This window comes from Pseudomonas sp. SWRI68 (assembly GCF_014269165.1).
GTDB classification, from domain to species: domain Bacteria; phylum Pseudomonadota; class Gammaproteobacteria; order Pseudomonadales; family Pseudomonadaceae; genus Aquipseudomonas; species Aquipseudomonas capeferrum.
In genome coordinates this window covers 69,696-83,256 of sequence record NZ_JABWRU010000008.1, presented here as the reverse complement: position 1 = coordinate 83,256, position 13,561 = coordinate 69,696, and the positions used below count along the sequence as shown (strand labels likewise).

The 13,561-nt window shown below is 62.5% G+C and carries 12 protein-coding genes and 1 pseudogene; 6 read left to right on the top strand and 7 right to left on the bottom strand.

All coding sequences use genetic code 11. The features are described 5' to 3' along the window. Positions 1–39 precede the first annotated feature (39 nt). Positions 40–1,401, bottom strand: coding sequence for a DEAD/DEAH box helicase (locus tag HU770_RS13995; protein WP_033699652.1), 1,362 nt, complete (start codon positions 1,399–1,401; stop codon positions 40–42). A 104-nt stretch (positions 1,402–1,505) separates the two neighbouring features. On the opposite strand from HU770_RS13995, the gene HU770_RS13990 reads away from it, so the two are divergent. Further along, positions 1,506–2,807 (top strand): mechanosensitive ion channel family protein, encoded by a 1,302-nt coding sequence (locus tag HU770_RS13990; RefSeq protein WP_186658075.1) that lies wholly within the window; start codon positions 1,506–1,508, stop codon positions 2,805–2,807. A gap of 50 nt (positions 2,808–2,857) precedes the next feature. Here HU770_RS13990 and HU770_RS13985 read toward each other — a convergent pair. From HU770_RS13985 to HU770_RS13970, 4 genes and pseudogenes are all read right to left on the bottom strand, one after another. Continuing rightward, a pseudogene (locus HU770_RS13985) lies at positions 2,858–3,043 on the bottom strand (AEC family transporter); the annotation flags it as partial. Between the two features lie 22 nt (positions 3,044–3,065). Next, on the bottom strand, positions 3,066–3,941 hold the full coding sequence (locus tag HU770_RS13980) for a carboxylate/amino acid/amine transporter (RefSeq protein ID WP_186663937.1): 876 nt from the start codon (positions 3,939–3,941) through the stop codon (positions 3,066–3,068). Between the two features lie 420 nt (positions 3,942–4,361). Continuing rightward, positions 4,362–4,961 carry an FMN-dependent NADH-azoreductase gene (locus tag HU770_RS13975; protein WP_033699661.1) on the bottom strand — a complete coding sequence of 200 codons (600 nt, stop codon included), beginning with the start codon at positions 4,959–4,961 and terminating at the stop codon, positions 4,362–4,364. Positions 4,962–5,070: 109 nt separating this feature from the next. Beyond that, a complete protein-coding gene (locus HU770_RS13970; RefSeq protein ID WP_033699663.1) occupies positions 5,071–5,385 on the bottom strand; it encodes a hypothetical protein in 315 nt (104 codons plus the stop codon). Between the two features lie 48 nt (positions 5,386–5,433). Between HU770_RS13970 and HU770_RS13965 the strand changes: the two genes are divergently transcribed. From HU770_RS13965 to HU770_RS13950, 4 genes are all read left to right on the top strand, one after another. After that, entirely contained in the window at positions 5,434–6,357 is a 924-nt protein-coding gene (locus tag HU770_RS13965; protein ID WP_033699665.1) for a LysR family transcriptional regulator, read from the top strand. A 13-nt stretch (positions 6,358–6,370) separates the two neighbouring features. Next, complete coding sequence (locus tag HU770_RS13960; protein WP_186663935.1) at positions 6,371–7,183, top strand: alpha/beta hydrolase; 813 nt, start codon at positions 6,371–6,373, stop codon at positions 7,181–7,183. Beyond that, positions 7,177–7,734 carry a peptidylprolyl isomerase gene (locus tag HU770_RS13955; RefSeq protein WP_186663933.1) on the top strand — a complete coding sequence of 186 codons (558 nt, stop codon included), beginning with the start codon at positions 7,177–7,179 and terminating at the stop codon, positions 7,732–7,734. Before HU770_RS13960 ends, HU770_RS13955 begins: the two co-directional genes overlap by 7 nt. Before the next feature lie 62 nt (positions 7,735–7,796). Then, on the top strand, positions 7,797–9,629 hold the full coding sequence (locus HU770_RS13950; RefSeq protein ID WP_186663931.1) for an ABC transporter ATP-binding protein: 1,833 nt from the start codon (positions 7,797–7,799) through the stop codon (positions 9,627–9,629). Between the two features lie 27 nt (positions 9,630–9,656). On the opposite strand, the gene HU770_RS13945 is transcribed toward HU770_RS13950, so the two are convergent. Then, positions 9,657–10,784, bottom strand: coding sequence for a GNAT family N-acetyltransferase (locus HU770_RS13945; protein WP_186658081.1), 1,128 nt, complete (start codon positions 10,782–10,784; stop codon positions 9,657–9,659). A 262-nt stretch (positions 10,785–11,046) separates the two neighbouring features. Here HU770_RS13945 and HU770_RS13940 point away from each other — a divergent pair, with 262 nt between their 5' ends. Then, entirely contained in the window at positions 11,047–12,291 is a 1,245-nt protein-coding gene (locus tag HU770_RS13940; RefSeq protein WP_047583807.1) for a putative porin, read from the top strand. Between the two features lie 139 nt (positions 12,292–12,430). Here HU770_RS13940 and HU770_RS13935 read toward each other — a convergent pair whose 3' ends face one another. Next, complete coding sequence (locus HU770_RS13935; protein ID WP_186663929.1) at positions 12,431–13,552, bottom strand: beta-ketoacyl-ACP synthase III; 1,122 nt, start codon at positions 13,550–13,552, stop codon at positions 12,431–12,433. Positions 13,553–13,561: the final 9 nt, after the last annotated feature.

The following is a 13,561-nucleotide window of genomic DNA, read 5'->3' as shown; positions in this document are numbered from 1 at the left end:
CCCTATCGCCGGCAAGCCGACGATAGGGCACAAGTCGATTTACTCAGCTGCAGGCTGACGCTTTCTCAGCGGAGCCATGCCGTCGGAACTGGCCAGTGGCGCGTTGGCCTTTGGCTTGGCGGTTGGCTTGCGCTTGGCGGCAGCCTTCTTGTCACCCGACTTCTTCTCGACCTTTTTCTTCTTGGTCCCGGCAGCCTTGCCCGAGGCCTTGACCTTTTTCGGCCCGTTGTAGGTACCTTTGACTTCCTTGATAACCCGGCGCTCGAACTGCTGCTTGAGGTAGCGTTCGATGCTCGACATCAAATTCCAGTCGTTGTGGGTGATCAACGAGATGGCCAGGCCTTCGCCCCCGGCACGGCCGGTACGGCCAATGCGGTGCACGTACTCGTCGCCACTGCGCGGCATGTCGAAGTTGATCACCAGGTCCAGGCCGTCGATGTCCAGGCCACGGGCCGCCACGTCGGTCGCCACCAGCACCTTGGAGCTGCCCTGCTTGAAGCGGTCGATGGCCAGCTTGCGGTCTTTCTGGTCCTTTTCACCGTGCAGTACGAAGACCTTGACGTCCTTGGCCACCAGGTGACCATAGATGCGGTCTGCCAGGGCACGGGTGTTGGTGAAGATGATCGCCTTCTGGTAGGTCTCGTTTTCGAGCAACCACTGGACGATCTTCTCTTTGTGCTGGTCGTGGTCAGCCATGATGATCTGCTGACGCGTGCCCTCGGCCAGTTGCGAGACGCTGTTGAGCATCAGGTGCTCAGGGTCTTTCAACACTTTGCCGATGATGTCGCGCAGTGCTGCGCCACCGGTGGTGGCGGAGAACAGCAGGGTCTGCTCGCGGTTCTCGCACTCCTTGCACAGGCGCTCCATGTCTTCGGCAAAGCCCATGTCGAGCATGCGGTCGGCTTCGTCGAGGATCATCACCTTGACATGGGACAGGTCCAGGTTGCCGGCATTGAGCTGTTCGAGCAGACGGCCCGGGGTGCCGATCAGCACGTCCGGTACCTTGCGCAGCATGGCGGCCTGTTCCTTGAAATCTTCACCGCCGGTGACCAGGCCAGCCTTGATGTAGGTGAACTGGGAGAACAGCTGCACCTGCTTGAGGGTCTGCTGCGCCAGCTCGCGGGTAGGCAGCAGGATCAGCGCGCGGATTTCCACGCGTGGGCCGCTCAGGTCGACCAGGCGGTTGAGCATCGGCAGGACGAATGCCGCGGTCTTGCCGCTGCCGGTTTGCGCGGTCACACGCAAGTCACGCCCTTGCAGGGCCAGGGGGATGGCCGCTGCCTGCACCGGGGTCGGCTCGACAAATTTAAGCTCGGCCACGGCTTTAAGCAGGCGTTCGTGCAGGGCGAATTGGGAAAACACGGAGGTAACCTCAGGCAAGTGCGGGAAATTCAGTTGCATAGGGTAACGTTTTCTGCCGCCATAGCCGAATTTCTTTTGGCAACTTTATCGGCTTCCGCGCTCTAATGGCGCTTCGTTTGGCAATACAGACCGCTCACAACCCCATGGATATCCAACGAATCTGGCGTGACTCCCTCGACCTCTGGGGCACCCTCGACCAACATCCCATGCTCCACGCCGCGATTGGCCTGGCCGTCCTGCTGCTGATTTCCCTGGTGGTCGGCCGCCTGGCGCGCTTCCTGATGCTGCACGGTACCCGCCTGCTGGCACGCCAACAGGCGCTGAAATGGCTGGATGACCTGCGCCACAATAAAGTCCTGCACCGGCTGGCCCAGACCACACCGTCGCTGGTGCTGCAGTTTGGCCTGAAACTGGTGCCGGAGTTGTCCGACACGGCGCAGCACTTCCTCGGCAACGTCGCCCTGGCCTTCACCCTGCTGTTCATGACCATGGCCCTGTCGTGCCTGCTCGATGCCCTGCTCGACATCTACGCCCGCACCGAGCACGCCCGCACCCGCTCGATCAAGGGCTATGTGCAACTGGCCAAGATGATGCTGTGGATTTTTGCCTCCATCGTCATCGTCGCCACCCTGATCGACCGCTCGCCATTGCTGCTGCTGTCGGGCCTGGGTGCCATGTCGGCGGTGCTGCTGTTGGTCTACAAGGACACGCTGCTGTCGTTCGTGGCCAGCGTGCAGCTGACCAGCAACGACATGCTGCATGTGGGTGACTGGATCGAAATGCCCCAGGTGGGCGCCGACGGTGACGTGGTGGACATCACCTTGCATACAGTGAAGGTGCAGAACTTCGACAAGACCATCGTCTCGATCCCGACCTGGCGCTTGATGAGCGAGTCGTTCCGCAACTACCGCGGCATGCAGCAGTCGGGCGGCCGGCGCATCAAGCGCAGCCTGTTCATCGACGCCGCAGGTGTGCGCTTTCTCACACGCGAAGAGGAGCAGCGCCTCACCCAGGTGCGCCTGCTGGGCGACTACCTGGCCAGCAAGCGCCAGGAACTGCAAACCTGGAACGAAGCCCTGGGGCCGGTGGCCGAACTGTCCGCCAACCGGCGCAAGCTGACCAACATCGGCACCTTCCGCGCCTTTGCTCTGGCTTACCTGAAGAACCACCCCAACGTGCATCAAGGCATGACCTGCATGGTTCGCCAGATGCAGACCACCGCCGAAGGCGTGCCGCTGGAGATCTACTGCTTCACCACGACCACGGTGTGGGCGGAGTATGAGCGGATCCAGGGGGATATCTTCGATTACCTGTTGGCGGTGTTGCCGGAGTTCGGGTTGAGCTTGTACCAGCAGCCTAGCGGTAATGACATGCGGGCGGGGTTGGCGGGGCGACTGTCAGCTGAACCTGTGCCGCATCGTCTGGAAGACCTGAGCGAGGCTTGAGATTGCCGGGGCCGCTTTGCGGCCCATCGCAGGCAAGCCAGCGCCTACTCGAGTTTCAGCCCCACCAACGGCCACGGGCTGGCTTGCCCCATGCCCCGTTTCTCGGCCAGGAACGCCCCCAGTGAAATCAACGCGCACGGGGTGGTCGCCAGCGCCAGCATGTCGAGAAAATGCAGCACCGGCTGCGCCAGGCCCAAACCAGAAACCGCCCAGGCCGCCGACGCACAAGGGGATACCGATGTAGCCATGCGGGTTCATTCACGCCTTGTTGCCAAGCGGTACCTGAGCACGGCTGCCCAACCGGCTCAGCCACACCGATGCCAGAATCACTGCACCGCCGATGAACAGCCGCCCTAGCGGCTCGTGCTGGCTCCAGATCAACAGGTTGAGCAACAGCCCCACCGGCACATGCAGGTTGTTCATCACCGCCAGTGTCGCCCCGGAGACCAGGCACGCGCCCTTGTTCCACCAGTACAGGCCCAATGCAGTAGGGCACAGCCCGAGGAACAGCAGCACCAGCCATTGCACATCGGTGCTCGGCAAGTGCTGGGCATTGCCGAACAGCACAAACGCCGGCAACACCACGATCAAGGCCCCCAGGTAGAAGTAGCCGAAGCGCGTGTAGTGCGGCAGGTTGCTGGGGTTTCGGGCGACCAGATGGCGGTACAGCACCTGGCCGGCGGCATAGGTGAAGTTGGCCAGCTGCAGCAGCAGGAAGCCGATGAAGAACTCGCCGCTGATGCTGTCGAAGCGGATCACCGCGGCCCCGGCCACCGCCACCAGCGCCGCGAGCAACGCCCACGGGTTGAAACGCCGGTTCAAGGCGTCCTCGATCAAGGTGACGTGCAACGGTGTGAGGATGGTGAACAACAGCACTTCCGGCACGGTGAGCACGCGAAAGCTCAGGTACAGGCACACATAGGTGATGCCGTACTGCAGCGCGCCGATCAGCAGCATCGAGCGCATGAAGCGCGGCTCGACCTGGCGCCAGCGGGTCAGCGGCAGAAACACCAGGCCCGCCAGCAGCACCCGCGCGAGCACGGCAAAGTAGCTGTCGACGTGCCCGGCCAGGTACTCGCCGATCAAGCTGAAGGAAAACGCCTGGATCAGCGCGACGATAATCAGGTAGCCCATGGTTGCCTCTCGTGGATCAAGGCGGCGACCTTAGCGGGTTGCGGCCGCTGTGTTCAACCATGAGGAATGTAGGGATGGCAGCGCACGCGGCCGTTCCGGCACTAAAAGCAGACCGCCTTGGCCACGGCAAAATAGGTTCTTCACAGAATGTTGGGGAAGTGGGGCTGCTATGCGCTTGTCGGGAGATAGGGTGATGGCGGCTAGCTGCCTGTCTTGGATTTGGAGGTGGGGCGGAAATCGAGCGCCGCGCGGGCGGCGCTCGATCTCATAGGCGCTGCAAAACCCAAGACGGGCACCTGGTGGCCCCGAATCCAATCTCCAGGCATCCACAACCTCCCCCCAAAAAAAAGCCCGGCCATTGGCCGGGCAGATACACCCAAAGGAGCAAACAAGGTGTCAGGGTTGGGAATTCGTTGACGCTCAGGCCACCGCAGCCAGTTTGGCCTTGGCCTGGTTGAGGCCCTTCTCGAAGAAGTCGCCGCTCATGTTCAGGCCCTCGGCATGGATGAAGTTCACATCGTGAATGCCGATGAATGCCATCACCTGGCGCAGGTACGGTTCCTGATGGTCGCTGGTGGCGCCGGCATGAATACCGCCGCGGGCAGTCAGGACGATGGCGCGCTTGCCGGTCAGCAGGCCTTGCGGGCCGGTCGGGGTGTACTTGAAGGTGATGCCGGCGCGCAGTACATGGTCCAGCCAGGCCTTGAGGGTGCTGGGGATGGTGAAGTTGTACATCGGCGCGGCCATCACCAGCACGTCGGCCGCCAACAGCTCATCGGTCAATTCGTTGGAGCGGGCCAGCGCGTCCAGTTCGGCGGCGCTGCGCTGCGCCTCGGGTTTCATCCAGCCTCCGAGCAGGTTGGCATCCAGGTGGGGCACCGGGCTCACGGCCAGGTCACGTACGTTGATCTCGTCGGCCGGGTGGGCCGCCTGCCATTGCTGGATGAAGTCGCGGGTCAGTTGACGGGAAACGGAATCCTGCTGGCGGGCGCTGCTTTCGATGATCAGTACGCGGGACATGGGGTGCCTCCATCGGCAAATAGGGTGCGATTCGATGGAGGTGAGATTAAGGCTTGACCTATCGATAAAAAAGCGTAAAAAGTGGGTTCAATCAATCGATTAATCAGTTTTATTCGGCCGCGCAGTTCACGCCGATCCGCAGCTTGATGATCTGGCGATTGAACTTGGCGGTCACATCGACGCTTTTACCTGCCGGTACGTTCACCCGGCGCACCCGCGGCGCTTCCGGGCCGTTGCGGAACGTTACCTTGCAGGCTGCCGGTACCTGCCCGTAGTTGTTGAGGGTGATGGCACCAATATCGTAGGCAGTGTCGTAGGCGGTGTAGTCGAGTTTGACCCCGTCCAGCTGCTTCTCCACATCGATGGGGTAAGCCATGGCCCCGAGGGGCAGGCACATCAGTATTGCCGCACAACATTTCTTCATGGGGCGCTCTCCTTGGAAGAGCGCAGCTTAGGACAACAGGAGCGAAACATGAAAGCGCCGCGCGTAACCCTTGATCAGTGGCGAACCCTGCAAGCAGTGGTCGATCACGGGGGGTTTGCCCAGGCCGCCGAGGCACTGCACCGTTCGCAGTCATCGGTCAGCTACACCGTGGCACGCATGCAGGAGCAGCTCGGTGTACCGCTTCTGCGCATCGATGGGCGCAAGGCCGTGCTCACCGAAGCCGGCAACGTGCTGCTGCGCCGTTCGCGCCACTTGGTCAAGCAGGCCAGCCAGCTCGAAGACCTTGCCCATCACATGGAGCAAGGCTGGGAAGCCGAAGTGCGCGTGGTGGTCGATGCCGCCTACCCCAGCGCCCGGCTGGTGCGTGCCTTGAGTGCATTCATGCCGCAGAGCCGTGGCTGCCGGGTGCGTCTGCGCGAAGAGGTGCTGTCGGGCGTCGAAGAAGTGCTGCGTGAAGGCATCGCCGACCTTGCCATCAGCAGCTACAGCATCGGCGGCTACCTGGGTGCCGAACTGAGCGCGGTGGAGTTCATCGCCGTTGCCCACCCCGAACACAGCCTGCACCGCCTGGGCCGGGACATCACCTTCCAGGACCTGGAAAGCCAGCTGCAGGTGGTGATCCGCGACTCCGGCCGCGCGCAACCGCTCGATGTCGGTTGGCTGGGTGCCGAGCAGCGCTGGACCGTCGGCAGCCTGGGCACCGCCACCACCTTCGTCAGCAGCGGCCTGGGCTTTGCCTGGTTGCCCCGGCACATGATCGAACGGGAGCTGCGCGAGGGGGTGCTCAAGGCGCTGCCGTTGGACCAGGGTGGCAGCCGCCACCCACTGTTCTACCTTTATTCGAGCAAAGAGAAGACCCTGGGCCCGGCCACGCAGATTCTCATCGACCTGCTGCGCAACTTCGACACCGCGCCCCTGGACGTGCCCTTCGCAGCCCCCCCGCAAGCCTGAGAGGACCGCGCCCATGGCCTATTTCGAACACGAAGGATGCTTGCTGCATTACGAGGAATATGGCCAGGGCGAACCCTTGGTGCTGCTGCATGGCTTGGGCTCCAGCTGCCAGGACTGGGAGCTGCAGATACCCCTGCTGAGCCATCACTACCGGGTGATTGCCATGGACATCCGCGGCCACGGCCGCTCTGACAAGCCCCGCGACGGCTACCAGATCGCCACCTTCAGCGAAGACCTGCTGGCTTTACTCGAACACTTGCAGACCGGACCGGTGCACTTCGTCGGCCTGTCGATGGGCGGCATGGTCGGTTTCCAGTTCGCCGTCGACCACCCGCAGTGGCTGCGCAGCCTGTGCATTGTCAACAGCGCCCCCGAGGTCAAGCGCCGCACCCGCAGTGACTGGGCCTGGTGGGCCAAGCGTTGGGGCCTGGCACGCCTGCTCAGTGTCGAGACCGTTGGCAAAGGGCTGGCCCAACGGCTATTCCCCAAGCCCGGGCAAGCCGACCTGCGCCAGAAGATGGCCCAGCGCTGGGCACGCAACGACAAGCGCGCCTACCTCAAGAGCTTCGACGCCATCGTCGACTGGGGCGTGCAGGAACGCATCGGGCAAATCCGCTGTCCCACGCTGGTGATCGCCGCCGACCACGATTACACGCCGATACAACTCAAAGAGCGCTACGTCGCCCTGATGCCCCAGGCCAGGCTGGTAGTCATCGACGATTCCCGGCACGCTACGCCCCTCGATCAACCCGAGGTCTTCAACCAGACCCTGCTGCAATTCCTTGCAGCCGCTTCCACCTCTCAAGGATCTTTGAGCCCATGCTGAAAAAACTCCTGCTCACCGCCTGCTCGGTTGCCTTCGCCACCAGCGTCATGGCGTCCGACAAGACCCCTCACGTATTGCTGGACACCAGCTTCGGTCAGGTCGAAATCGAGTTGAATGCCGAGAAGGCGCCGATCAGTACCAAGAACTTCCTCCAGTACGTCGACAGCGGTTTCTACAACAACACCATCTTCCACCGCGTGATCCCGGGCTTCATGGTTCAGGGCGGCGGCTTTACCGACCGGATGGCGCAGAAAGACACCCAGGACCCAATCCGTAACGAGGCCAGCAACGGCCTGCTGAACACCCGCGGCACCCTGTCCATGGCCCGCACTTCGGACCCGAACTCGGCCACCAGCCAGTTCTTCATCAACGTGGCCGATAACGACTTCCTCAACCCCGGCCGTGACCGCGGCTATGCGGTGTTCGGCAAGGTGACCAAAGGCATGGAAGTGGTCGACCAGATCGTCAACTCACCGACCACTGTCAAGAACGGTATGCGCGACGTGCCGGCCGATCCGGTCTACATCAAGTCCGCCAAACGCATCGACTGACCGCAGGCTTCACAGGGATGTGAAACCGCCTGAGGGTCGGACGAACAGGAGTGTTGTCACCCATGCTGTACCGCCGTTTCGAAAGACTGATCGATATTTTCCGCGAGGCACCGAGCGAAGCGCCGCCGAGCACGGTGTGGCCGTTCTACCTGTATTACCTGCGCCAAGTCTGGCCCAGCTTTGTCGCCCTGCTGGTGGTAGGGCTGATTGCCTCGCTGATCGAAGTGGCGATGTTCAGCTACCTGAGCCGCATCATCGACCTGGCCCAGGGCACGCCCAATGCCAACTTCTTCAGCGAGCACAGCGGTGAGCTGATCTGGATGCTGGTGGTGGTGCTACTGTTGCGCCCGCTGTTCTTCGGCCTGCACGACCTGCTGGTGCACCAGACCATCAACCCAGGCATGACCAGCATGATCCGCTGGCAAAACCACACCTATGTGCTCAAACAGAGCCTGAATTTCTTCCAGAGCGATTTCGCCGGGCGCATTGCCCAGCGCATCATGCAGACCGGCAACTCGCTGCGTGATTCGGCGGTACAGGCGGTGGATGCGCTGTGGCACGTCCTGATCTACGCCGTCAGTGCACTGGTGCTGTTCGCCGAGGCCGACTGGCGCCTGATGCTGCCACTGCTGGCGTGGATCGCCTGCTACATCGGCGCGCTGTTCTACTTCGTGCCCCGGGTCAAGGCGCGCTCGGTGATTTCGTCCGACGCACGCTCCAAGCTGATGGGGCGCATCGTCGACGGCTACACCAACATCGCCACCCTGAAGCTGTTCGCCCACACCGATTACGAGCAGCAGTACGCCCGCGAGGCGATCCGCGAACAGACCGAGAAAACCCAGCTGGCCTCCCGCGTCATCACCAGCATGGACGTGGTCATCACCACCCTCAACGGCTTGCTGGTGGTCGGCACCACGGGCCTGGCGCTGTGGCTGTGGAGCCAGTCGCTGATCACCGTGGGCGCAATCGCCCTGACCACTGGCCTGGTGATCCGCATCGTCAACATGTCGGGCTGGATCATGTGGGTGGTCAACGGCATCTTCGAGAACATCGGCATGGTCCAGGACGGCCTGCAGACCATCGCCCAGCCGGTTACCGTCACCGACAAGCCCAATGCGCCTGCGCTGAAGGTAAGCCGTGGCGCGGTGCACTTCGACGACGTGGACTTCCACTACGGCAAGGCCAGCAACGTGATCGAGGGGCTCAACCTGGACATTCGCCCGGGCGAGAAGATTGGCCTGATCGGCCCGTCAGGCGCGGGCAAATCGACCCTGGTCAACCTGCTGCTACGCCTGTACGACGTGCAGGGCGGGCGCATCCTGATCGATGGCCAGGACATCGCCGAAGTGAGCCAGGCCAGCCTGCGCGCACAAATCGGCATGATCACCCAGGACACCTCGCTGTTGCACCGCTCGATCCGTGACAACTTGCTGTACGGCCGCCCCGAGGCCAGCGAAGCGGCACTGCACGAAGCGGTGCGCCGTGCCCGCGCCGACGAGTTCATACCACAGCTGTCCGACGCCCAGTGGCGTACCGGCTTCGATGCCCATGTGGGCGAGCGTGGGGTCAAGCTGTCTGGCGGCCAGCGCCAACGTATCGCCATTGCGCGGGTGCTGCTGAAGAATGCGCCGATCCTGATCATGGACGAGGCCACCTCGGCGCTGGACTCGGAGGTCGAGGCAGCGATCCAGGAAAGCCTGGAGACCCTGATGCAAGGCAAGACGGTAATCGCTATCGCGCACCGGCTTTCAACCATTGCCCGGATGGACCGCCTGGTAGTGCTGGACAAGGGGCATATCGTCGAAAGCGGCAGCCACAGTGAACTGCTGGCGCAACAAGGGTTGTATGCGCGGTTGTGGCATCACCAGACCGGGGGGTTCGTCGGGGTGGATTGAACCCGGCCGGTGCAGCCGAGGCAGGTTTCAATCCCTGCGGTAGGGCAACATCCCCCGCGCCTCCTCGGCATACCCCCGCACCCCTTCGCGCTCCTGCAACAAGAACCCCTCGACCGCCCGCCGCAACCCCGGGTGCAACAGGTAATGCCACGACCGCGTCAGCACCGGCTCGAACCCACGGATCAGCTTGTGCTCGCCCTGGGCCCCCGCATCAAAGCGCTGCAAGCCTTCAGCAATGGCAAAGTCCATGCCCTGGTAGAAGCAGGTCTCGAAGTGCAGCCGGTCGAATTCATCCAGGCACCCCCAGTAACGGCCATACAGGCTGTCGTCGCCCACCAGGCTCAGGGCCATGGCCACGTCACGCCCACCCTGCCTCGCCATCACCACCCGCAGTGCCTCGGGCATGCGCTCGGCCAGCAGGCTGAAGAATTCACGGGTCAGGTACGGGGCGCGCCTGCGTACCGCATACGTGTTGGCGTAGCACAGGTAGACAAAATCCCACTGCGCCTCCGTCAGTTGCTCCCCCCGGTACCACTGGAAGTCGATGCCCTGCCCGGCCACCTGTTCGCGCTCCTTGCGCATCTGCTTGCGCTTGCGCGAGCTGAGCGTGTCGAGGAAATCCTGGAAGTCTCGATAACCGCGGTTACGCCAGTGAAACTGGCAACCAAGGCGCTCCATCCAGCCTGGCAAGCTGGCCATCTGTTGGTCCAGGGCCGGGTCGGTGAAGTTGATGTGCGCACCAGAAAGCCCGCCCTTGCCCAGGTATTCGGGTAGCGCTTGCAACACCAGCAGGCCGTCGGCGGGGTCGGCAGCCAGCAGGCGCGGGCCGCTGACCGGGCTGAACGGCACCGCGCCGAGCAACTTGGGGTAATAGGCGATGCCTGCCCGCTCACAGGCATCGGCCCAGCCGTGGTCGAACACATACTCGCCAAACGAATGCCACTTGCGGTAGGCCGGCATGACCGCGCGCACCTGCCCTTCCCGTTCCAGCACCAAGTGCTCGGCCGCCCAGCCGGTCGACGGTGCAACGCTAGCGCTGTCCTCCAGCGCAGTGAGGAAGGCGTGGCGCAGAAACGGCTGGCCAGCGGGCACCAGGGCATCCCAGGTGGCCGCCGGAAGATCACGCAGATGAGCAAGGCTGTACAGGCTGGTCACGGTTTCGACTCGCTTTCTTGAGGCACTCAGTATCCCGGAAGAAGGGCCCATCACTCAAATGACGATCGCCCGGCCAACTCATTCATGCCCGATGGCTTAACAACAGTGCCACTAATTCGACATTAATCTGTAATCCCCCCTCGCAATACTTGCGCCTGTTTTCCGGAACCCCAGAACCTGTCTATTCAGGCCCTTTCCGAAGACATGCCAACACAGGGGCGGGCGCTGAGCCTCCCCCATTTTTTTCAGTAGGGAGAACCTTATGCGTCTTGTTTCCACACTTACCGGAGTGAGCCTCACCGGCATGATGCTGGCTCTGAGTACTCCGGCCAGTGCTGCTGTCGACGCCAAGTTGCTCGAAATGCTCCGCGCCAATGGCTCGATCAACCAGGCGCAGTACAACGAACTGCAAGGCGATCTGGCAAAAGAGACCAAGGAAAAGGCCGACCAGAAAGCTCAGTCCGAACGTATGAGTTCCTTTGAACAGAAAGTGGCATGGGCCGCCAAGACCCAGATCAAGGGTGATGTGCGCCTGCGCTACGAAGACGTCAACGTCGACGAGCCGAACAGCAGCAGCGGCAACCAGGACCGCCAGCGCGTTCGTGCCCGTGTCGGCTTCTACAGCGAGATCAACCCGCAAGTCGATGCCGGCGTACGCATCGCCACCGGCAGCAGCGCCGACCGCCGCTCCACCAACCAGAGCCTTGACAACTACTTCGACAAGAAGTCGCTGTGGGTCGACCTGGCCTACCTCGACTGGCACCCGACGGCGGTGCCGAACTTGCACCTGATCGGCGGCAAGATGCCCCAGCCATGGGTGAGCATGGGCGATATCATCTGGGACAGCGATATCAACCCCGAAGGCGTAGCAGCGACTTACAAGGCCGACCTGGGCGGCGCCGAAGTGTTCGCCAGTGCGGGCCAGTACACCCTCAAGGACAACGTCGACGGCGACGGTGTGCAGTACAAGCATGACGCGCAGGTCTACCACGGCCAGCTGGGTGCCAAGTTCGCCCCCGCCGACGTGCTGAAGGTCACCGTGGGTGCGAGCATCTATGGCTACGACAACGACAAGGAAGCGGCCATTCTGCAGTCGTTCGGCAACACCACCAACGAGTTCAACCTGGTGGAAGGCTTCGGCCAGCTGGACTTCACCGGCTTCGCCATCCCGCTGTCGGCCTACGGCCAGTACGTGAAAAACACCGAGAGCACCGACGGTGAAGACCAGGCCTGGCTGGCCGGTCTGAAGACCAAGGTTGGCGCCTGGAGCCTGGACTACAACTACCGCGATGTTCAGCGCAACGCCGTGGTCAGCCTGTTTACCGACTCCGACTTCGGCAACGGCTTCACCGGTTCGCGCGGGCACAAGTTCAAGGTCGGTTACGAAATCGACAAGAACTTCTCGCTGGGTGCGGCTTACCTGATGGCCAAGACCGATCTGTCGCAGTTGCCGAACAGCAATGCGGATGTCGATACGCTGCAGGTCGACCTGGAAGCCAAGTTCTAAGCAACCGCTTCTCTGTTTCACTCAAGGCGGGAAATGCCGACCCCATCCGGCATTTCCTGCCTTTTTTCGTCTGCCAGAAATGCGCCGGCCCCTTCGCGGGTAAAACCGCGAAGGGGCCGGTACAGGTCCTTACAAAAACCTAGCGCTTGCGCAGAATCACACTCCCCACCGAATACCCCGCACCAAACGAGCTCAGCACGCCCACCGCCCCCTCGGCCAAGTCATCCTGGTACAGGTGGAAGGCAATCACCGACCCTGCCGAACTGGTGTTGGCATAACGGTCCAGAATCACCGGTGCTTCTTCCTCGGTGGCTTCACGCCCCAGCAGCTTCTTGACGATCAGGTGGTTCATGCTCAGGTTGGCCTGGTGCAGCCAGAAGCGCTTGACGTCGCTCGGCTGCAGGTCGTTCGCCTCCAGGTGCTCACCGATCAGCTCGGCGACCTTCGGGCACACTTCACGGAACACCTTGCGCCCTTCCTGGATGAACAGTTTGTCTGCCGCCCCTTCACCCTCCTCCGCCGCGCGGTTGAGGAAGCCGAAGTTGTTGCGGATGTTATTGGAGAACCCCGTCCACAACTTGCTGCTGACAATCTCGAACTGGTGCTTGGACGTGGCCAGGTCGGCCCGCTCGATCAGCACCGCAGTGGCGGCATCGCCGAAGATGAAGTGGCTGTCGCGGTCGCGGAAGTTCAGGTGCCCGGTGCAGACCTCGGGGTTGACCATCAGCACCGAACGCGCCTGGCCCAGTTGCACACTGTTGGCGGCGGTCTGGATGCCGAAGGTGGCTGACGAGCAGGCCACGTTCATGTCGAAGGCGAAGCCCTCGATGCCCAGTTCCTTTTGCACTTCGATGGCAATGGCTGGATACGGGCGCTGCAGGTTGGAGCAGGCGACGATCACGCCATCGACATCGGCAGCGGTGCGGCCTGCACGCTCCAGTGCCTGGCGCGCTGCGGCCACGGCCATTTCGCACAGAACCGACGGCTCGTCATTGGAGCGTTCTGGCAGGCGCGGTTTCATGCGTTGCGGGTCGAGAATGCCGGCCTTGTCCAGCACGAAGCGGCTCTTGATACCCGAGGCCTTTTCGATGAAAGCAGCGTCGGACAGCGGCGCTGCCTCAATCTCACCGCGCTCGATGGCGGCGGCGTTGTCGCGGTTGAACTGCTGCGACCAGGTATTGAAGGACTCCACCAGTTCTTCGTTGGAAATGCTCTGGGCCGGGGTATACAGGCCGGTGCCGCTGATCACGACGTTATGCACGGTCGTTCC